Origin of the sequence: Pseudomonas sp. LjRoot277, from assembly GCF_964253845.1 — a bacterium.
Taxonomy (GTDB): domain Bacteria; phylum Pseudomonadota; class Gammaproteobacteria; order Pseudomonadales; family Pseudomonadaceae; genus Aquipseudomonas.
Map to the genome: position 1 here is coordinate 3,305,322 of NZ_CAXURI020000001.1, position 20,642 is coordinate 3,325,963.

At 59.0% G+C, this 20,642-nt stretch carries 20 protein-coding genes; 12 read left to right on the forward strand and 8 right to left on the reverse strand.

Annotated features, from left to right (window positions below):
* Positions 1–2 precede the first annotated feature (2 nt).
* Complete coding sequence (locus ACSQ87_RS15650) at positions 3–299, forward strand: transposase (protein WP_150701667.1); 297 nt, start codon at positions 3–5, stop codon at positions 297–299.
* A gap of 44 nt (positions 300–343) precedes the next feature.
* Positions 344–1,129, forward strand: coding sequence for an IS3 family transposase (locus ACSQ87_RS15655; protein ID WP_317851638.1), 786 nt, complete (start codon positions 344–346; stop codon positions 1,127–1,129).
* Positions 1,130–1,206: 77 nt separating this feature from the next.
* Here ACSQ87_RS15655 and ACSQ87_RS15660 read toward each other — a convergent pair whose 3' ends face one another.
* Positions 1,207–2,100, reverse strand: coding sequence for a LysR family transcriptional regulator (locus ACSQ87_RS15660; RefSeq protein ID WP_223432801.1), 894 nt, complete (start codon positions 2,098–2,100; stop codon positions 1,207–1,209).
* A gap of 102 nt (positions 2,101–2,202) precedes the next feature.
* Here ACSQ87_RS15660 and ACSQ87_RS15665 point away from each other — a divergent pair, with 102 nt between their 5' ends.
* Together ACSQ87_RS15665 and speB are read left to right on the forward strand one after the other, a co-directional pair.
* On the forward strand, positions 2,203–3,294 hold the full coding sequence (locus tag ACSQ87_RS15665; RefSeq protein ID WP_223432800.1) for a polyamine ABC transporter substrate-binding protein: 1,092 nt from the start codon (positions 2,203–2,205) through the stop codon (positions 3,292–3,294).
* 13 nt (positions 3,295–3,307) lie between these two features.
* Positions 3,308–4,267 carry an agmatinase gene (gene speB, locus ACSQ87_RS15670; protein WP_223432799.1) on the forward strand — a complete coding sequence of 320 codons (960 nt, stop codon included), beginning with the start codon at positions 3,308–3,310 and terminating at the stop codon, positions 4,265–4,267.
* A 115-nt stretch (positions 4,268–4,382) separates the two neighbouring features.
* Here the strand turns inward: speB and ACSQ87_RS15675 are convergent, their stop codons facing one another.
* The gene (locus tag ACSQ87_RS15675; protein ID WP_223432798.1) at positions 4,383–5,435 is read right to left on the reverse strand and encodes an aldo/keto reductase; all 1,053 of its coding nucleotides are present in this window, start codon (positions 5,433–5,435) and stop codon (positions 4,383–4,385) included.
* Positions 5,436–5,639: 204 nt separating this feature from the next.
* Here ACSQ87_RS15675 and ACSQ87_RS15680 point away from each other — a divergent pair, with 204 nt between their 5' ends.
* From ACSQ87_RS15680 to ACSQ87_RS15700, 5 genes are all read left to right on the forward strand, one after another.
* Entirely contained in the window at positions 5,640–6,356 is a 717-nt protein-coding gene (locus ACSQ87_RS15680; RefSeq protein WP_223432797.1) for a helix-turn-helix transcriptional regulator, read from the forward strand.
* Positions 6,357–6,408: 52 nt separating this feature from the next.
* The gene (locus tag ACSQ87_RS15685) at positions 6,409–6,750 is read left to right on the forward strand and encodes a nuclear transport factor 2 family protein (protein ID WP_008069241.1); all 342 of its coding nucleotides are present in this window, start codon (positions 6,409–6,411) and stop codon (positions 6,748–6,750) included.
* Positions 6,751–6,776: 26 nt separating this feature from the next.
* Positions 6,777–7,895, forward strand: coding sequence for a cell division protein ZapE (zapE, locus tag ACSQ87_RS15690; RefSeq protein WP_223432796.1), 1,119 nt, complete (start codon positions 6,777–6,779; stop codon positions 7,893–7,895).
* Between the two features lie 16 nt (positions 7,896–7,911).
* Positions 7,912–8,493 carry a DinB family protein gene (locus ACSQ87_RS15695; protein WP_223432795.1) on the forward strand — a complete coding sequence of 194 codons (582 nt, stop codon included), beginning with the start codon at positions 7,912–7,914 and terminating at the stop codon, positions 8,491–8,493.
* 113 nt (positions 8,494–8,606) lie between these two features.
* The gene (locus tag ACSQ87_RS15700; RefSeq protein WP_223432794.1) at positions 8,607–9,098 is read left to right on the forward strand and encodes a GNAT family N-acetyltransferase; all 492 of its coding nucleotides are present in this window, start codon (positions 8,607–8,609) and stop codon (positions 9,096–9,098) included.
* Positions 9,099–9,146: 48 nt separating this feature from the next.
* On the opposite strand, the gene ACSQ87_RS15705 is transcribed toward ACSQ87_RS15700, so the two are convergent.
* The 4 genes from ACSQ87_RS15705 to ACSQ87_RS15720 all read right to left on the reverse strand — a co-directional run bounded on the left by ACSQ87_RS15705 (position 9,147) and on the right by ACSQ87_RS15720 (position 13,971).
* Positions 9,147–9,353: a hypothetical protein gene (locus ACSQ87_RS15705; protein ID WP_223432793.1), complete on the reverse strand. Its 207-nt coding sequence runs from the start codon at positions 9,351–9,353 to the stop codon at positions 9,147–9,149.
* 94 nt (positions 9,354–9,447) lie between these two features.
* Positions 9,448–11,685, reverse strand: a complete 2,238-nt coding sequence (locus tag ACSQ87_RS15710) for a TonB-dependent siderophore receptor (RefSeq protein WP_436273793.1) — start codon at positions 11,683–11,685, stop codon at positions 9,448–9,450.
* A 168-nt stretch (positions 11,686–11,853) separates the two neighbouring features.
* Positions 11,854–13,587, reverse strand: a complete 1,734-nt coding sequence (locus ACSQ87_RS15715) for a phosphoethanolamine transferase CptA (protein ID WP_223432791.1) — start codon at positions 13,585–13,587, stop codon at positions 11,854–11,856.
* Positions 13,588–13,788: 201 nt separating this feature from the next.
* Positions 13,789–13,971 (reverse strand): DUF6026 family protein, encoded by a 183-nt coding sequence (locus tag ACSQ87_RS15720; protein ID WP_033055075.1) that lies wholly within the window; start codon positions 13,969–13,971, stop codon positions 13,789–13,791.
* Between the two features lie 272 nt (positions 13,972–14,243).
* Between ACSQ87_RS15720 and gnd the strand changes: the two genes are divergently transcribed.
* From gnd to ACSQ87_RS15735, 3 genes are read left to right on the forward strand one after another with little or no spacing between them, the layout of a single operon-like run.
* Complete coding sequence (gnd, locus tag ACSQ87_RS15725) at positions 14,244–15,224, forward strand: phosphogluconate dehydrogenase (NAD(+)-dependent, decarboxylating) (protein ID WP_223432790.1); 981 nt, start codon at positions 14,244–14,246, stop codon at positions 15,222–15,224.
* Positions 15,221–16,744, forward strand: a complete 1,524-nt coding sequence (gene zwf / locus ACSQ87_RS15730) for a glucose-6-phosphate dehydrogenase (RefSeq protein ID WP_223432789.1) — start codon at positions 15,221–15,223, stop codon at positions 16,742–16,744. Before gnd ends, zwf begins: the two co-directional genes overlap by 4 nt.
* Entirely contained in the window at positions 16,741–17,562 is an 822-nt protein-coding gene (locus ACSQ87_RS15735) for an HAD family hydrolase (RefSeq protein WP_223432788.1), read from the forward strand. Before zwf ends, ACSQ87_RS15735 begins: the two co-directional genes overlap by 4 nt.
* 38 nt (positions 17,563–17,600) lie before the next feature.
* Here ACSQ87_RS15735 and nhaB read toward each other — a convergent pair whose 3' ends face one another.
* On the reverse strand, positions 17,601–19,103 hold the full coding sequence (gene nhaB, locus ACSQ87_RS15740) for a sodium/proton antiporter NhaB (RefSeq protein ID WP_223432787.1): 1,503 nt from the start codon (positions 19,101–19,103) through the stop codon (positions 17,601–17,603).
* Positions 19,104–19,181: 78 nt separating this feature from the next.
* Positions 19,182–20,471, reverse strand: a complete 1,290-nt coding sequence (locus ACSQ87_RS15745; protein WP_223432786.1) for a hypothetical protein — start codon at positions 20,469–20,471, stop codon at positions 19,182–19,184.
* Positions 20,472–20,642 lie beyond the last annotated feature (171 nt).

The window sequence follows — 20,642 nt, forward strand, 5'->3', positions numbered from 1 at the left end:
TCATGGGATATCGGGTTGTTACATCTGAGGAAAAAGCGGAGGCGATCCGTTTGGTTGTGGAGATGGATTACTCCATACCTAAAGCCTGTGAAGCTACCGGTGTTGGCCCTACAGCCTTGCGCCGCTGGGTTTTGCGTTGGCGGCGAGAGCAGGAAGGGATGGTGCAACCTCCTCGACTGCAGGATCAGGAACTGATCGAGTCGCTTCAGGCGAAATTGGCGCTACTCGAAGCTGAGAACCAAGTGCTAAAAAAGCAATTGCCCTCTCATCTAAAGGTTCTGTTTGGTCGAACCAAGTGATTGATGGCGTTAGAGGCGCGATGTCGATTAGGCGTATGTGCTCCGTGTTCGGTCTGGCCCGCAGCAGCTATTACGTGAAGCGCAAACCCGAGCTGCTGCTACCTGCGCAGCGATGGCTGGGGCGCAAACTCCGCGCGTTGCATAGGGAGCATCGCGAAGCATTAGGTACTCGCGGGCTATCCAAAGAATTAAGAAAAGAAGGCATTTTCATTGGCCGCTATCGAATGCGCACCTTGATCAAGACCTTCGGTTTGCACCGGCGTAGGCCTCGTTACGCCCATTATCGCCGTGCGACGAAGCCGGCAGTCGCTGCACCGAACATACTTGATCGTCGTTTCAATCCGGCCCGGCCTGACACGCTTTGGGCAGGCGATATCACTTACATCAGAGTGGGGAACGGCTGGTTGTATCTGGCCGTGGTGATGGACCTGTTTTCACGCAGGATCGTGGGGTGGGCTTGCTCGCGAACCGCTGATACTGAGCTGTCTATGAAGGCACTTAAGCTGGCAGTGGCGTTACGCCGTCCGATGCCTGAGTTGCTATTTCACTCAGACCAGGGCTGCCAATATACCGCTGATCGATTTGTTGCATGTCTGGCAGAAAACCGGATCGTTCAGAGCATGAGTCGTCGAGGAAACTGCTGGGATAACGCGGTGGTCGAGCGCTATTTCAGGACGTTGAAGCACGATTGGATGCCAGAAAACGGCTACCAAAATCATTTCGAAGCGGAGAAGGATGTGATGGGCTTCATCTCACATTACAACCATCGCCGTTGCCATTCCGCTTCGAACCACCTGCCGCCTGCGCTGTTTGAGCAGCAAGCGGCTTAATGCTCCTACAGAGCGGTTCAAAAAAACTGAACCACTACACCGAAGGTTCGGGCCGCGTTCGGACGATCTTTTGATTTTCAGGCGAATGCGGCGAGCAAATCCTCTTCAAAGGCTTTCTGCGCATCCCCCGGCACTTGCGCGCGATGCCGGGCCAGGTGGAATGCCACGTCGAAACTCATGTCCTCTCGACGCACGGCGCGCAGCAATCCTTTGTCTTCCCAGCTGCGGGCAAAGTGGCTGGGCAAATAACCGACATGCTTACCGGAAAGAATGAAGGCGAGGGTGCCTTCAACCTGCTCCGAGCGCGCCGAACACATCTTCCCCTGGAAGGGTTCGTCGCTGCGCAGGAAGCGGTAAGGGTGATCGACCCGATCGCAAGCCTGTAGCGCTTGATCGTCAGGCGCATCATTGGTGAACAACGGATGGCCGGCGGCGCAATACAGGTGCTGGGTTTCGGTAAACAGTTCGCGGTAGTCAAAAGCGCTTTGCACTTGTGAGAAATAGCCGATCGCCAGGTCCAGTCGTTGTTGCAGCAGCAAGCGTTCCATTTCGCCGGGCATGGCGCTGATCAATTCGATGCGGACCGATTCGTCCCGTTCACGAAAGCGCCGGATCGCATCGGCCACCCGTTGCAGCACGGATTGATCGAGTGCTTCGGACAGCCCCAGACGAACCTCGCCGATCAAACGCCCGGCCACACCATTGGATTGGTGGCGGAAGGCTTCGATGGACTCGAACAGGCTGCGAGTCGCACTCAGCAGTTGCTCGCCCTTGGGCGTGATCTTGAAACCACCCTTGCCACGACTGCACAGGCGATAGCCGAGTCGGGTTTCCAGTTTGGCCATTTGCTGGCTGATGCTCGACTGGCTCAGGCCCAGCTCGCCCTGAGCCGCGCTGAAGCCGCCGCACTCCACCACGTTGACGAACAGGCGCAGCAGTTGCAGATCGAGATCGTGGAGTTGGCCGAGCATCAAACATTACTCCGGGATAAAGTCAGGATAACTAACTTGGTATTTTTCCAATGTATCCGACGACGCATTCTGCATCCACTTCATCTGGTCAGGTGTTTCGTCATGGCTCCCATGTTCAAGCTGTGTTTACCCGCACTGTTCCTCGCCATGGCCGTATCGGCCCAGGCCGAGGAAAAAGTCCTGAATCTCTACAGTTGGTCCGATTACGTAGCGCCTGAAACCTTGCAGCGTTTCGAGCAGGAAACCGGTATCCACGTGCGCTACGACACCTTCGATTCTTCGGAAGTGCTCGAAACCAAATTGCTCACTGGTGGCAGCGGTTATGACGTGGTCGTGCCGTCTTCCAGCGTGCTGGCCCGCGGACTGGCAGCCGGTGCGTTGAAAGAGATTCCCCACGAAGGCCTCAAGGGTTACGCCAACCTCGATCCTGATTTGCTGGAAAAACTCGCCGCCGTCGACCCCGGTAACCGTTATGGCGTGCCCTACACGTGGGGCACCCTGGGATTGGGGATGAATGTGGAAGCGGTAAAACAGCGCTTGCCAGACGTGCCGCTCAACAGCCTGGACCTGCTGTTCAAGCCTGAGTACGCCAGCAAACTGAAAGATTGCGGCATCGCCATTCTTGATTCGCCTCAGGAAGTGATCGGCCTGGCGCTGCATTACCTGGGCAAAAATCCCTACAGCACTGACAAGGCTGATCTGTCAGCCGCCGAGGCGCTGTTGCATCAGCTGCAACCCCATGTGCTGTACGTCGCGACCGGTCGGCAGATCAGCGATCTGGCCAACGGCAGCGTATGCCTGGCGTTGACCTACAACGGCGATGCCAGCATGGCCGCCGATCAGGCGCGCAAGGCCAACAAGCCGTTTGACGTGGCGTACCGGATTCCGAAAGAGGGCACGCTGGTCTGGCAGGACAATTTGGCGATCCCCAAGGACGCGCCTCACCCCGAAGCGGCTCGCGCCTTTATCGAGTTCATGTTGCGCCCGGAATCCGTCGCGGCACTGACTAACGAACTGTTCTTCGCGACGGCCAACCAGGCCGCAACACCGCTGGTGGATGAGGCGGTGCGTACCGACCCGGACATCTACCCGCTGGCTGATGTGCGTAGCCGGTTGTACGCCGACCGCAGCATGAGCCTCAAGGACCTGCGTCAACGCACGCGCTTGTGGACCACTTTCCGTAGCCGCCAATAATAAGGAACCCGAGATGGACGTCCCGATGCAAAACGATCAGGCCATGACCCGCGACAGCCTCTACGGCACTGCCGCCGAAAGTACCTACGCCGGTATCACCAGTTTCATGCGTCGACGCTACAGTCGCGACTTGCGCGGCGTCGACGTAGCGGTCAGCGGTGTCCCGTTCGACACCGCCACCAGCAACCGCCCCGGTGCGCGTTTCGGACCACGGGGCATTCGTGCCGCATCCACCGGGATTGCCTGGGAACGCCATTGGCCATGGGCCTTCGACCCGTTCGACCATCTGGCGGTCATCGACTTCGGCGATTGCGACTTCGATTACGGCACACCGCAGTCGGTGCCGGAAAGCATCGAAGCCCATGCCGAACACATACTCAATGCCGGTAGCGCGATGCTGACCTTCGGCGGGGATCACTTCATCACGTATCCGCTGCTCAAGGCTCATGCGCGTAAACATGGTCCGCTGTCGTTGATCCACTTCGACGCCCACAGCGACACCTGGCCGGACGAAGACGGCAAGCGCGTCGATCACGGCACGATGTTCTGGCACGCGGCCAAGGAAGGTTTGGTGGATCCGTCGCGTTCGGTGCAGATCGGCTTGCGCACCACCAATGACGATCACCAGGGTTTCCAGGTGCTGGATGCGCGACAAGTGCATCGACGTGGTGTTGATGAGATTGTCGAGGCCATTCGGGCACGGGTCGGTGATCACTCGGTGTACCTGACTTTCGACATCGACTGCCTCGATCCGGCCTTCGCTCCAGGCACCGGAACACCGGTGTGCGGTGGCTTGAGCACGGTGCAGGCGCTGGAAATTCTCGGCGGCTTGCGCGGGATTAATCTGGTGGGGATGGACGTCGTGGAAGTGGCGCCGGCCTACGACAGTGCGGACATTACCTCGCTGGCAGCGGCGACGTTGGCGATGGAAATGCTGTGCCTCTATGCGGCTAAACACAAAGTCGACCGGTAACACACGGTCAAAACTGTGGGAGCGGGCTTGCTCGCGAAGGCGCCGTGTCAGCCAACATCAATGTCAAATGATACACCGCTTTCGCGAGCAAGCCCGCTCCCACACTCGATCTGTGTCAGGCGACGGGGATGATCGGCAGATCCAGGGTTTCAGCCCCGGTGAATCGCGCCATCGACCCGGCAATGGATTCATGGGGCACGCCCATCTCCACACCACTGACCCCATCAAGCCGCGACAGTTGATCCCCACTCAATTGCACATCCAAAGCACCCAAGCTCGCATCCAGTTGTTCACGGGTGCGCGAGCCGAGAATCGGAATCAGCGCCGTGGTCGAACGCTTGGCTTTTTCCCGCAGCCAGGCAATGGCCACGTGCGTCGGGCTGGCGCCCAGTTCTGCGGCGACGGCCAGCAAGGTGTCGAGCAGGGCGGTTTCACGGGCGCTTTTCTCGGCGTGAATCAGCATGCCAAGTTTGGCGGCGCGGTTGTCGCCATCGTTGGTGCGGTACTTGCCGGTGAGGAACCCGCCACCCAACGGTGACCATAACGTAGCGGCCAGGCCCAAGGCTTCGGCCATCGGCAGCTGTTCACGTTCGGCCGTGCGTTCGGCGAGGCTGTATTCCACCTGAATCGCAGCAATCGGAGAGAACCCGCGAATCTCGGCCAGCAAATCGGCCCGAGCGATGCGCCACGCCGGGAAGTTCGAAAGCCCGGCGTAATGAATCTTGCCGGCGCGCACCAAATCGTCAAAACCACGCAGGATTTCTTCCATCGGCGTCACGCCATCGCTCATGTGGGCCCAGAACAGGTCGATGTGGTCGGTGTTGAGTCGTTTCAGGCTTTCTTCCACGGCGCGAACCATGTTCTTGCGGTTGTTGCCCGTGTGGGAAATGCCCGCAGCCGGCGTGGTCCCCAGGGTGTATTTGGTGGCGATGACCAGGCGATCCCGTTCCGCTGCGATGAACTCGCCGAGCATGGTTTCCGACTGGCCCGCCTGGTAGCCGTTGGCGGTGTCGATGAAATTGCCGCCGGCCTCCAGGTAGCCATCAAAGATGCGTTTGGCTTCGTCGCGTTCGGCACCATGGCCCCAACCGGTGCCGAAGTTACCGGCGCCCAGCGCCAGTTCCGAGACCCGCAAGCCGGTTTTGCGGCCGAAGACTTTGTAATGCATGGGATGACTCCTGAAGGAAAAGACGTTGGGGGCGAATATAAATGTCTAGCGACATGTATTTAATATGATGTCGGTAATATTGAGCGTCAAGGTACTTTTCCATTCGCAAGAAAAGGGCCGACCACCGGCCATAACGCTACTGCCACTTTCTGACAGGGTCCTCTGCTAAGCTCCGACAACTTTTACGGACAGAGCCTGCCGATCGTGTCGCGTACCACTCGTTTACTGACCTTGTTGCAAGTGCTGCGCGGCAAAAGTCGTCCGGTGACCGCGGCGACGCTTGCCGGCGAATTGGAGATTTCCGAACGCACGCTGTACCGCGACATCGCCGAACTCACCGCCCTTGGCGCGCCAATCTACGGCGAAGCGGGGGTCGGCTATGTACTGCGCAGCGGTTTGTTTCTGCCGCCGTTGATGCTCAACGCCGATGAAACCGAAGCCATCGTGCTCGGGTTGCGCTATGTGGATCAGCGCGGGGATGAGGTGTTGAGCAAGGCGGCGGCGGATGCGCTGGCCAAGATTGCGGCGGTGTTGGCGCCTGAAGCACTGGACGCGTTACGCAACCCGACGGTGTTGCCGGGGCCGCCCGGTTATGGCTTCGCGCCCAACGCCGTGCCACTGAATGTGTTTCGCCAGGCCATCCGCGATCAGGTCAAGCTGCACATCGATTACGCGGACGCCAACCAGGTGCCGAGTCAGCGGCTGATCTGGCCGCTGGCCCTGGGGTTTCTGAACGAGGTGCGAATCATCGTCGCCTGGTGTGAATTGCGCAGCGCCTATCGCACCTTTCGCACTGACCGGATCTCGGCTGCCAGCGAGCAGGGCGAGCGTTATCCGGGGCGGCGCAGCGACCTGTTGCGCACCTGGCGCAAACAGATGCAACTGGATGAAGCAGGGCGCTTCACTCCTGACAAGAACTGACACAGGCTTGTTTTAGCATGGCTCCAGAATCAACAAACAAGGAGCCGTAACCATGTCCAATCCCGCCTCTTCACTGGCACCCGCTATCGCCGCCTACATTGCTGCCGCCAATGCCCGCGACACCTCGCGGGTCGCCAGTTTTTTCGCTGAGGATGCCAATGTGTTCGATGAAGGCCAGCACCAGGTCGGTACTCACGCCATCGCGCAATGGATGCAAGACACTGCCCAGCGTTACCAGCCACGGGTTGAAGTGCTCGACGTGCAACTGCGCACCGGCAAAGTGTTGGTGCATAACCTGATCTCCGGAACGTTTCCCGGCAGCCCGCTGGAATTGCGCTACATGTTTCGCCTGAATGAACAGGGCAAGATTGCCCGGCTAGACATCTCGCTCTAACCATGACGCATGGCATACTGCCGCGCATGAATGTCGACTCCCCCTTAAGCGCCTGGCAACACGCCATCGAACAGAAGGGCTTCGTCCAGGACGAAGCCCAGGAACATGCCGTGTGGGCGCTGCAGAAATGCTACGAAGCGCTGCATGAAGGGCGCACGCCGATCACTGGCGTGTACCTCTGGGGGCCGGTCGGGCGCGGCAAAACCTGGTTGATGGACCAGTTTTACCAAAGCCTGAAGGTCCCGGCCCGTCGCCAACATTTCCACCACTTTATGGGCTGGGTCCATCAGCGTTCGTTTCAGCTGACCGGCACCGCCGACCCGTTGAAGGCGCTGGCTCGCGAATTGAGCGAGGAAGTGCGGGTCCTGTGCTTCGACGAACTGTTCGTCAACGACATTGGCGACGCCATCATTCTCGGGCGTTTGTTTCAGGTGATGTTTGAGCAGGGCGTGGTGGTGGTTTGCACCTCTAATCAACCACCGGATCAGCTGTACGCCGATGGCTTCAACCGCGACCGGTTCGTGCCCGCCATCGAAGCCATCAAGAAACATATGCAGGTGATTGCGGTGGATGGCGGCGAAGATCATCGCCTGCACCCAGGCAAAGGTTTGCAACGTTACTGGGTGGCCGCGCCCGGGCAGCCCAGCGCTCTGGGTGAAGTGTTCAAGGCATTGACCGTCGGCCAGTCGGTGTCCAGTGACCCGATCAAGGTGGGCTACCGCTCACTCGATGTCGTGCAGGCCAGTCAAACCGTACTCTGGACTCGTTACGCCGACCTCTGCGAACAGCCTTTTGCCGCCATGGATTTCATCGTCCTGTGCGACACCTTCAGCGCTATTCTGTTGAGTGACGTGCCCAACCTCAGCGCGCAAAAGCGCGAAGGGCGCATCGCACGAGGCACTGAAGACGGCGTCGAACGGGTGGTGGCGGGCGATCGCGAGTTGCCGCAATTGTCGGTGCATGACGACGGCGTACGGCGTTTCATCGCCTTGGTGGACGAGTGCTACGACCGCAAGGTGCCGCTGTGCCTCGAAGCGCAGGTGCCCATGGAATCGTTGTACACCGAGGGTTATCTGGAGTTTCCGTTCCGCCGCACCCTCAGCCGTTTACAGGAAATGCAGCTGCAACGTTTCGCCGAAGCTTGAACAAGGAGCCGCGAACATGAATCAGCCTCTGTCGCACCATTTGCTGACCATGGCCTATCAGAACGCCTGGGCCAATCATCGCCTCGCCAAAGCCTGGAGCCAGTTGAGCCCGGTCGATCTGGCGGCGCCGCGGGTCAGCTTCTTTCCCAGTCTGCGCGCTACCCTCAATCACATCCTGACCTGCGACTGGTTTTACCTGGATGCACTGGAGCGAGAGTTGCGCAGCGACGATCCGCATCCCGATTGCTACGTGTTTTTCAATCAGGACGAGCCGTTTACGCACGCAGTAGACCTCAAGCGCGAACAAGCACTGGTGGACCTCCGACTGATCGCCTATTGCGAGCAAATGCGCGATGCAGACCTCGGGAAGACCGTGACCATCGCCCGGGACACGCCGCAACATGACAGCCGCTTGCGCCTGCTGTCCCATCTGTTCGAGCACCAGATCCATCATCGCGGGCAGGTTCACGCCATGCTCAGCGGCACCCCGGTCAAACCACCGCAACTGGACGAGTTTTTCTGTGCCGGTGAGTCAGGCCTGAGGGCCGAGGATTTTGCCGAACTGGGGTGGACCGAGGCGCTGATCTGGGGCGCTTGAGCGAAAAATTACAGCAGGATCCGGTTGTCGACACGGCTGTGCCCGCGATATTGTCGGTCGGCCTTTCAGTGCGAGATGCGCTGGGGCAACTTAATGTGCGAACGAGGGTGGAAATGGAATCCGCAGAAATTCTTGTACTTCAGGCCAGCTATACCAATCCGGTGCATGCCGAGGCTATTGGACTGGTGCTAAATGCTTACGCCGAAGACCCGATGGGTGGAGGCCACTCGTTGCCCGCCGACTTGTTGAAGCAACTGCCGGCGGAACTGGCCAAACGTCCCCACGCGTTTAGCGTTCTGGCCTTTGTCGGTGGCGAGCCGGCCGGGCTGGTCAATTGCTTTGAAGGTTTCTCGACCTTCGCCTGTCGGCCGTTGGTCAACGTGCACGATGTGTGTGTGGTGTCGAAATTCCGTGGCTTGGGGTTGAGCCAGAAGTTGCTGCAAAAGGTCGAGGACATCGCTCGCCAACGCGGATGCTGCAAAATCACGCTGGAGGTGCTGGAAGGTAATGCAGTCGCCCAGGCTTCCTATGGCAAGTTCGGTTTTGCCGCAGGCATGTTCGACCCGGCGCACGGTCGGATGCTGTTCTGGACCAAAGCGCTTTAAGGTATTACGAGCAAAGAAAAAGGGCGTCCATCAGGACGCCCTTTGTCGTTACGGTTTGTAGTGCTCTGTCACTTGCGCGGTTTGATCATTCGGAACCCTGATTTCATTGGTGTTGCTGGCGATACTTTGATTCGCCTCCTGGCTCAGCCGCAGGCTCTCAAAGTAGTACCGCATGCGTTCAGCACCACCTTCGGCAAATGCAGCTGTTGAACTGAACATCATCAGGCCGGCGAGGATCATGGTTGTACGTTTCATGGTGTGCCCCTACGAGTTGTCGGGTCCTTTCGTCCATGAAGCAATGTCGAAAGGACATTATCCGCCGATTCCGTTAAATGGGAATTGCCTGCGCCTAGAGCTTCCAGTCCAGGCTCAGGGTCACCGTGCGCGGGTCACCCCAGAACACACCGTTATAGAACCCGACGTTGTCGTAGTACTTCTTGTCGAACAGGTTATCGACGTTCAGCGAGGCCGACAGGTGTTTGTCGAACTCATACCGCGACATCAGTTTGACCACGGTGTAGGCCTCCTGCCGGATGTTGGTGCTTTCGGTGATCAGCGCACCGTCGGCACTACGTCCCACCGGGCGGCTGGCGGCGCGGAACACATCGCTCTGCCAGTTCACCGCGCCACCCACGGTCAGTGCCTGCCAGTCGCCGGGCAGGCGATAGGCCGTGGATAGCCGGAACATGTTCAGCGGCTGGTTGGTATTGGCGCGTTTCTTTTCGCCATTGGCCGAGTGGGTGTAGGTGTAGCCGGCCGTCATGTTCCAGCCGGCCATGACCTCGCCCGAGAGCTCGGCTTCGAAGCCCTGAACCTTGTTGCCTTTACCGCCTGACTTGAAGAACTCGTCGCCGGTCACTGGGTCCGGTGGCACCGAGTCGTCGAGTTCGGCAACGTTGTCCTGTTTGCTCCAGAACAGCGCGGTAGCCACGTTGAGGCGTTCTTCCAGCAGGCTGCCCTTGAGCCCCAGTTCATAGTTGCTGCCCACTACCGGCTCGAGGTATTTGCGATGGCTGTCGCGGTTGTCTTGCGGCTTGAAGATGTCGGTGTAGCTGACGTAGGCCGTGTATTCGGGGGTGAGGTCGTAGAGGAGCCCGGCGTAGGGCGTCCACATGTCGTTGTGTTCCTGGCTGCTGGCATCAACGCTGCTCAGTTGCAGGTTGTCGTCGTACTTGTTGGTCTTGGTCGACACTTTCCAGCTGCCATAACGACTGCCGAGTACGGCGTGCAGGTCATCCGTCAGACTCAGGCGAGTGGCCAGGTAACCGGCCTTCTGGCGGGTGCTGTCTTTTGAACCTGAAAGGCTGGTGACGGTGTCGGGAAACTTGGCGATGTCACCCATGTATTTCCAGTCGCGGATGCTTTCGTAATCCGCGGCTCTGGGGCCGTCCACCATGTAGGGGGAATCTTCCCGGCGTTCGGCCTCGCCATAGCCGATCATCATTTCGTGTTCCCGTCCGAACAGCGAGTAAGGGCCAGCCACGTTGAAGTCATAGGCCTTCATTTTTTGCGTACTGAGCATGTGGCTGACGTTGGCGCTCATGCCACTGCGATCAGCCTCGGGGACCCCCCCGCCGCCGTAGTAGATCTTGCCGTCGGTGTCGCTCTCGCGATGGGTGTAGGCGGCCTTGGCGTGCCAGCCGGCACCCAACTGGTGTTCCAGTGTGGCGAACGCGGTTTTGTCCTTGAGCGGCCAGGAACTCCACGACGTGGCCATGTTGGTGGAGCGTCCGAGGTTGGCCTTGCCACCGTCGGCGTTCCAGTACGGCACCGTGCCCCAGGATGTGCCCTGGACGTGTTTGTTCTGATAGTCGTAACCCACGGCCAACACGGTGTCATCGGTCAAATCGGCTTCGAGAATGCCGTAACCGACCTCCCGTTGTTGCTGGTACTTGTCGCGGAACGAATCGCTGTCGCGATAGGCCAGCACGCTGCGTCCGCGCAAGCGGCCGTCGAAAGCCAGCGGGCCACTGACATCCAGATAACTGTAGTAGTCGTCATAACTGCCGCCGCTGACACCGGTCTGGACCTGCCACTGCGCCGTCGGCCGTTTACGCACCATGTTGATGGTGGCCGACGGGTCGCCCGCGCCGGTGGTCAGGCCGGTGGCACCGCGAACCACTTCGATGCGGTCGTAGATGATGGTGTCGGAATCGGACTTCATGTAGCTGAAGGTGTTCAGCATGCCGTCGATCTGGAAATTGGTGATCGAGTAACCCCGGGACGAATAGCTGACCCGGTCCGAATCGTTGTGCTGAACGACCACGCCGGTGGTCTGGCTCATGGCTTCGGACAGCGTGCCGAGTTTGAAATCGTCCATTTGCTGGCGCGTGACCACGGACACCGATTGCGGCGTTTCCTTGATCGACAGGTTCAAGCGCGTGGCGGTACTCATGGCGCCGGTGGTGTACGACTCGGTGTTTTCGGTGGTGCTGCCCAAACCCTGGGCGGTGACATGGGTGGCGCCCAGTTCGAGGGTGCGGCCGGGCTCTTTCTCAGGGCCGGTTTCAGCCAGTAAATCGGAGCACAGGGCGGCACTGCACAGGCCCAGGGTAAAGGTCATGGAACGGGTGATAGGCGCGAACATCGCAGCCAACTCCTTGTCGTCGATGGAAAAATTCCGTTTGTTCAAAGACGAAGAGGGAAGGAGGGATTTAGCGATTAACGAGAATTATTGTTATTTGTAAATGTTTCGGACAACGCAATCGCGCCATTGGCGCAGTGAAAAAGGGGCCGGAACCGGCCCCTGAAAGGATTACTGCTGAATGACTGCCACCGCCTTGGGTTTCATCAGGCTGAAGTCGATCAATGCCTTTTGCTCGCGCTCATAAGGATTGCCGATCATCAATGGCCTTGGCTTGAAACTGTCGCTGACCAGGCTCTTGCTGCGATCCAGTTCATCGAAGCTCAGACCCGCCAGATCAGCCCAGGTGTGGATCAGGTGCGAGCTGCTGTAAGGCCGCCCCAGATCACCGGCAAAGCTCCAGTCATGGTTTTCGCGCCATTTCGGCGAGGCCCAGGCCATGAACGGAATGGTGTACATCGGCGCCGTCGGTTTGCTTTCGTTGCGGCCAAGGGTGCTGTGGCCAGGAGAATCGAAAACATCTTCACCATGGTCGGAGAGGTACAGCAGGAACCCGTTCGGATCAGATTTGGCGTAGTCCTTGATCAGGCTCGAGACCACGAAGTCGTTGTACAGCACCGCGTTGTCATAGCTGTTGTACGTCGGCAACTGATCGTCGCGCACACCGTCCGGAACGCCTTTGCGGTCCTTGAACTTATCGAAGGACGACGGATAACGGTATTGATAGCTCATGTGCGTGCCGAGCAAATGCACGACGATCAGCTTGCGCGGCGCAGCGTCGGCCAAGGCCTTGTTGAACGGCTCGATCACGTCGCCATCGTACTGGGCGGCATTCTGGTTGCGGTTGTTGTTCAGGTACACCTGCTCGTCGGCCTGCTGGGAGAAGGTCGTCAGCATGGTGTTGCGCTTGGTCATGGTCTGCTGGTTGGTGATCCAGAAGGTCTTGTAGCCTGCCTGTTTCATCATGCTGACCAGCGATGGGGTCGACAGGTACAGGTCCGGGCTTTCTTCGTCGGCGAAGGTCAGAACCTGCTGCAACGCCTCGATGGTGTAAGGGCGCGGGGTGATGACGTTATCGAAGACCGCCAGTTGATCCTTGAGCTTGTCCAGTTCCGGGGTGGTTTCCCGAGGGTAGCCGTAGAGGCTCATGCGCTGACGGTTGGTGGACTCACCGATCACCAGCACCAGGGTCGCCGGCTGATTGGCCGCCGAATCCTTGAGATTGTGCAGCGGTGGGATCTTGCTGGCGCTGTTGAGCATGTCTTGCATGCCGGCCAGGGTCTCGAGGTAGCGGTGATAGGCAACGGCCATCTGCCAAGGCACCGCGGGCTCGATGCGGGTTTCGAATTTATCGAAGCCACCGGCAAGGCTGCCGGTACGCGCGGTTTGCTTGATCAGCGGGTAGCCGACGACAGCGACCACAATTGCCGTTGCAGCCACCAGCGCCCGACCGCGAGGCATGTACACCGGGCGCAAGCGAGTCCAGAGGAAGTAAGCGAAAGCGGTGTGAGCGAGGAACGCCGCCACCATCCACCAGGCAAAGTATTGAGTCATGTACTCGCCGGCTTCAGAGATGTTCGACTCGAACATAATGAAGATGACGCTTTGGGAAAACTCCTGCTGATAGATGAAGAAGTAACCCAGGCTGGCCATTGAGCAGGCCCACAGCACCACACCGATCAGTGCAGCCATGACACGTGTTTGTTTGGGGAACAGCAGCATCGGCGCAAGCCAGATGGCGCTCATCACAAAGGCCTGGCGGAACCCGGTAAAACCGGAGGTGCCTGTCAGTTGGATCAGTAGTTGGGTAATGCCGGAAAAATACCAGAAGAACAGGAACAGCCAGAGAAATCCTGTCCAGTCGAAACCTTTCGCAGACATACTGCTGCGTTTAAACAAAGCCATTCAGCGCTCCAGCCAGTAATCACTTCCATCGTCAGGACATCAATGTCACCGACGAACGGGCACCGCACGGATACCGAACGGCCATAATGAGCCGGAGTATCAACAAGCGGGCGTGAAAACTTCGTGAGTTGCCGGGGGGTGTAAAAAGGGGGACGGCAGGTCGGAAACAGCAGTGGGCTGCTTCCGAATCAAGCGAGGGGATCAGGCGTGAGGCACACGGTGAGTGACGGGCAAAGGCTGGGCCTGATTGCTTTGTGTCAACAAGCGCAATTGCGCGAGCTCCTGTTTCAACTGGTCGCGCTCGTCTTTCAACTGGCGTAATTCATCGCGACGGATCGTGACGTAAAGGGTTTGTGCTGGCCGTGCTGCGTGTACTGTGCCCATTGCTCACCTCGCAAATGGCTGCCTCAACTGTAAACCTGCCCCGCAATCGGGTGCTGACTTACTATCGGCGCTGATTTTGATTTCTTTTGCCCCGGAATGGAACTTTTTTATTTTTCATGGTCGTTGTGTCTTCGGCGCGATTAACGACGTTATCAATATGGATCGGGCACAATGCCCGGAAACTATGTGCCAGCGCTCTGGACTAACCCTCAATAGTCGCGTTGGGCTATAACCTTTGACACACATTTATTTGTAGTAGGGAGCATCAGCACATGCAACTCGGGATTATTGGACTGGGCCGCATGGGCGGCAATATTGCGCGGCGCCTGATGCTCAACGGTCATACCACCGTTGTTTACGACCGCAATACCGCCTTTGTCGACGCCTTGACCGCAGAAGGCGCCTCTGGTGTCATCGACCTGCCGGCGCTGGTCGCTGGCCTGGCCAAGCCACGTGCGGTGTGGGTCATGCTGCCGGCCGGCGCACCGACCGAAGACACCATCGACACCCTGAGCACCTTGCTCGAACCTGGCGATACCATCATCGACGGCGGCAACACCTTCTATAAGGACGACATCCGCCGGGCGAAAACCCTGTCAGAGAAAGGCCTGCACTACGTCGACGTCGGCACCTCCGGCGGCGTCTGGGGCCTGGAGCGTGGTTATTGCATGATGATCGGTGGCGAAGCCGAGGTGGTTAAACGCCTTGATCCGCTGTTCGAGAGCCTTGCACCGGGCCTGGGCGACATTCCTCGCACCAAGGACCGCAAGTCCGAAGACGATCGTGCCGAGCGCGGTTACATCCACGCAGGCCCGGCCGGTTCGGGCCATTTCGTGAAAATGATCCACAACGGCATCGAATACGGAATGATGCAGGCCTTCGCCGAAGGCTTCGACATCCTCAAGACCAAGGCCAGCACCAATCTGCCGGAAGATCAGCGTTTTGACCTGAACGTAGGCGACATCGCCGAAGTCTGGCGTCGTGGCAGCGTCGTGTCGTCCTGGTTGCTCGACCTGACCGCCGACGCGCTGGCCAGCGATCCGAAACTCGACGGTTACTCAGGCTCGGTGGCTGACAGCGGTGAAGGTCGCTGGACCATCGAAGCCGCCATGGAGCAATCGGTGCCTGTACCGGTGTTGTCGAACTCACTGTTCTCCCGCTACCGTTCGCGCGGGCAAGGCACCTTTGGCGACAAGATTCTCTCGGCCCAGCGCTTCGGCTTCGGCGGCCACGTGGAGACTTCGAAAAAATGACCCGTCTGATTCGCAATAAATCCAAGGCAGAACCCGCACCACCGACCACGCTGTTTCTGTTCGGTGCCCATGGTGATCTGGTCAAGCGTCTGCTGATGCCGGCGCTGTACAACCTGAGTCGTGACGGACTGCTTGGGGATGGATTGCGGATCATCGGCGTTGATCACAACGCCATCACCGATGAAGCCTTTGCAAAAAAACTCGAAGACTTCATTCGGGCCGAAGTGGCCGCCAAGGTCGGCAAGGGCGATCAAGCCCTTGACCCGGACTTGTGGGCCAAGCTGGCCAAAGGCATCAGCTACGTCCAGGGCGACTTCCTGGACGACAGCACCTATCAAGCCCTGGCGGCGAAAATCGCCGCCAGCGGCACCGGCAACGCCGTCTTTTACCTGGCCACCGCGCCACGTTTCTTCAGCGAGGTGGTGCGTCGTCTCGGCGCCGCCGGCTTGCTGCAAGAGTCGCCAGAAGCGTTCAGAAGGGTGGTGATCGAAAAACCCTTCGGTTCCGATCTGCATACTGCCGAAGCCTTGAACGCTTGCTTGCTCAAGGTGATGACGGAAAACCAGATCTACCGGATCGATCACTATCTGGGCAAGGAAACCGTGCAGAACATTTTGATCAGCCGATTCTCCAACAGCCTGTTCGAAGCGTTCTGGAACAACCACTACATCGATCACGTACAAATCACCGCCGCCGAAACCGTTGGCGTGGAAACCCGTGGCAGTTTTTATGAACACACCGGCGCCTTGCGGGACATGGTGCCCAATCACCTGTTCCAATTGCTGGCGATGGTCGCAATGGAACCGCCGGCCGCCTTTGGCGCCGATGCAGTACGCGGCGAGAAAGCCAAGGTGGTCGGTGCGATTCGTCCCTGGTCGGTCGAGGAAGCGTTGGCCAACTCGGTGCGCGGCCAATACGCGCCCGGCGAAATCGACGGCAAGGAGTTGCCGGGGTATCGCCAGGAAAACAACGTGGCGCCCGACAGCAACACCGAAACCTACGTCGCGCTGAAAGTCATGATCGACAACTGGCGCTGGGTCGGCGTGCCGTTTTACCTGCGCACCGGCAAGCGCATGAGCGTGCGCGACACCGAGATTGTCATCTGCTTCAAACCGGCGCCGTATGCGCAGTTCCGCGATACCGAGGTCGATGAGCTGCAGCCGACCTATCTGCGAATCCAGATTCAACCCAACGAAGGCATGTGGTTCGACCTGCTGGCCAAACGGCCCGGCCCGGCCTTGAAGATGGCCAATATCGAACTGGGCTTTGCCTACAAGGATTTCTTTGAAATGCAGCCGTCCACCGGCTATGAAACGCTGATCTACGATTGCCTGACCGGCGATCAGACGCTGTTCCAGCGCGCCGACAACATCGAGAATGGCTGGCGCGCCGTGCAGCCTTTCCTCGATGCCTGGCAGCAGGACGCGAGCGTGCAGAGCTATGCCGCTGGCGAAGACGGCCCGCAGGCTGCAGAAGATCTCCTGACCCGCGACGGTCGCGTCTGGCACGGTCTCGGATGATCGACGCACCGCAGCCTCCCATCCATTTTCTGCTCAGTGATATGGACGGCACCTTGTTGCTGCCCGATCACAGCCTCAGCCAGCGCACCCTCTCAGCCGTCCGCTCCTTGCGCGAAGCAGGCGTGCTGTTCAGCCTGGCCACCGGCCGTCCGCCCAAAGCCATGTTGCAGCAGATTGAAGCCTTGGGCGTCGACCTGCCAACGGCAGCGTTCAATGGCGGCACCATCGTCAACCCGGACGGCAGTTTGCTGGTCGCGCATTACGTGCCGGCAACGGCGGCGCTGACGGCATTGACGCTGTTTGCCGACCGGCCGGACATCGAAATCTGGGTGTTCAGTGGTGGCGACTGGTTGCTGAAAGATCCGAACGGCCCAATGGTGCCTCGTGAACAGCACGCCCTGGGTTATCCGCCAGTGGCGGTCGAGAGTTTTGAGCCGTACCTGGAACGCATCGACAAGATCGTCGCCACCAGCAGCAACACGCAGTTGTTGATTGAGCTGGAAGCGCTCCTGCTGCCCAAAGTGGAAGGCCAGGCACAAGTCTCCCGTTCACAGCCGATTTATCTGGACGTGACCGCGATGCAAGCCAACAAGGGTGCAGCGCTGGCGACACTGGCCGAATTTCTCGGTGTGCCGCTGGAGCAGACCGCGGCGCTGGGCGATGGCGGCAACGACCCGGCGATGTTTCACCGCGCAGGCTTGTCGATTGCCATGGGGCAGTCGGAAGAGGCGGTGAAGCGCCAGGCCGATGTTGTCACTGGAACCAACACCGAAGACGGTGCGGCTCAGGCAATCGAACGCTACATCCTGAAACGCTGAAACCTTTGTACTCGACAGCTCCTACAGGTTGATTGGTGTTACAGCCAGAAACTCACTGCATACCAGCCAAGAACACCCATCACCACGGTGTACGGCAACGCCATCCACACCATCCGTCCGTACGACAGGCGAATCAGCGGTGCAATCGCCGAGGTCAGCAGGAACAGAAACGCAGCCTGACCATTGGGCGTCGCCACGCTCGGCAGGTTGGTGCCGGTGTTGATCGCAATCGCCAGCGTCTCGAAATGCTCACGGCTCATGTGGCCGGAGATGAAGGCCTGTTTGACCTCGGTGATGTAAATGGTCGCGACGAACACGTTATCGCTGATGGCCGACAGCAAGCCGTTGGCAATAAACAGCATGCCCGGCTGTTGATCCGCTGGCAGCGCCAGCACCCACTGGATCAAAGGCGTGAACAGCTGCTGATCGTGAATCACCGCCACCACTGCGAAAAACACCACCAGCAGCGCTGTGAATGGCATGGCGTCCTTGAACGCGTTGCCGATGCGGTGCTCGTCAGTGATGCCAGTGAATGCGGTGATCAGCACGATCACCATCAAGCCGATCAGGCCGACCTCAGCAATGTGGAACGCCAACCCCGCAATCAGAATCAGCGCTGCCAATCCCTGCACGATAAGCGCTGCACGTTGGCGTGAGGTGCGTTCGGCATTGTCTTCGGCGGCGTAATTGGCCAGAACTGCACGCACGTTGTCCGGTAACAGCGTGCCGTAACCGAACCAGCGAAGTTTCTCCAGCAGGACGCAGGTCACCAGGCCTGCCACCAGGACCGGCAATGAAACCGGGGCGACTTTCAGAAAGAACTCAGAGAAGTGCCAGCCCATCTCGTGGCCGATCAGAAGGTTCTGCGGCTCACCGACCAATGTGCAAACACCGCCCAGTGCGGTACCCACGGCACCGTGCATCAGCAGGCTGCGCAGAAAGGCGCGGAATTGTTCGAGGTCGGCGTGATGAAGGGTGGGCAGGTGCTGGTCATCGCCAAACTCGCTGTCCTGACGCGGATCGTTGCCGGAGGCGACGCGGTGATACACCGAGTAAAACCCGACGGCTGCACTGATGATTACGGCGGTCACGGTCAAGGCATCGAGAAACGCCGACAGAAACGCCGACAGGAAGCAGAACATCAACGCCAGCAGTGGCTTGGAGCGAACCCCGAGCAGCAGTCGTGAGAACAGGAACAGCAGCAGGTCTTTCATGAAGTAGATGCCGGCCACCATGAACATCAGCAGCAGGATCACCGGGAAGTTGTGCACCAGCTCGTCGTAGAGTGCCTGGGGCGTGGTCATCTTCAGCAACAGTGCTTCGATCAACAGCAAGCCACCGGGCATTAACGGATAACACTTGAGCGCCATGGCCAGGGTGAAGATGAACTCCAGCACCAGCAGCCAGCCAGCCGCCACCGGGCCGACGGTCCACAACACCAGTGCGTTGAGAATCAGGAAACCGACAATGCTTGCCTTGTACCAGCGGGGTGAATGCCCGAGAAAATTGTGTGCGAACGCCTGAGCCATTGAACCGGGCATTGGCTACTCCTTGTATTAAGAAGCGCGCAACTTGCCGTAAGCAGGAGGGAAGATCAAGTGTAGGAAAACTGTGCAGGCCTATCCCAGATAGCGTGCGACGATCGCCCGATAGTTGCCATCCAGTGAATAGCCTCCGACGACAATGTTTCCATCGGCCTGCATGACCACTGAAGTCGCGGTATCCAGACTGCGGCCAAGGCGTGTACGAACCCAGCCGGCGCCTTTACCGAAGCTGCGATCGAGCTGCCCGTTGGGCAGATACCGCGCCAGAATGAAATCCGCCTCGACACCACCAATCGTGGCCCCGACCGTCACCACGCAGCCGTCCGGCAGTGCCTGTGCGTCGGTCCACTGGCAGCCGCGGTGACCGATCTCCAGCAATCGGGCCTGGCCTCCATTGCAATGAATGTCCGGGCGACCGTTGCTGTGTACTTTCAGTGCCAGGCAATGCATCGGGTCGCGGCTGCTGCCAAAACACTGCACATCGCCATTTTCCTGTTGGACGACCTGGCTGACCTGAGCGCTATACCTCCGTGCCTTGAAGGTCATGAAACCATCCACGGCGAAACAATCGTCGAGCCTGCCGTCGGTGTGATAGCGGGCCAGCAGACCTTCTTCAGGGAAATTGATCGACCCGCCCACCAGGATCCGGCCGTCTCGTTGCACCATCAGGCTGCTGAGCCAGGTGTTCATCAACAAGTGCCTGACAATCACGAAGCCACGACCGTTGAAGGTGTCGTCCAGTGAGCCGTCGGTGTTGAGGCGTATCAGCATGCCGACATGATCGGACAGTTCGAAGTGATGATTGGCCTGCAGCAGGATTCGACCATCCTCCTGCACGCAGATATCACAACCTTCTGCGCCCGATACGCCGGGGGGGAGCCAGGTGTCACGCACGCCTTGGGAAAGACCGCCCGGCAGACGCACGACGCAGCGGCCATTGTCGCCAAAACATTGAACCGGCCGACCATGCTGATCAAACAGGGCGAGGGCGGGTAGTGTCCAGTGAGCATTTTCGTAGTGCAGGCCGGCCACCAGAATGTGCCCATCGGGCAGTACGTGGACTTTGCCGGCCATGGCCTCGAAGCCGTGTTGAAATTGCCCGATGACGCTGCCTTGATTGCCGAACGCCAGATCTGCCGAGCCGTCCTCGAGCAAGCGAGCCAGGCCGAAGCGGCTACCGCCTGGCGTTCCGACCTTCGCCGCCACCAGCAACCTGCCACGTGAATCAATCGCGACCCCGTTGGCCATGCTTGAGAGGCTGCCAGCGAAATACACCTGGGTTTTGCCAGACGAGGCAAAGGTTGTATCAAGTTTGCCGGCGTTGTTCAGGGTTGCCGGTAATGCAAACGCGGTCTGGATTGACATGCACGCAGCTCCTTGCAAGTCGTCCTGAACCGGGAGTTTGGGTGGCGACTGTAAGGAAACATTCAATCCCTGAACGGCTGGATGCACAACTGTCATAACTAACAGGCGGAGGGTCACTGTGTGCCAGAACAGTGTCTTTTCGAACCACTGACAAGCCTGCCAAGTAGTTAG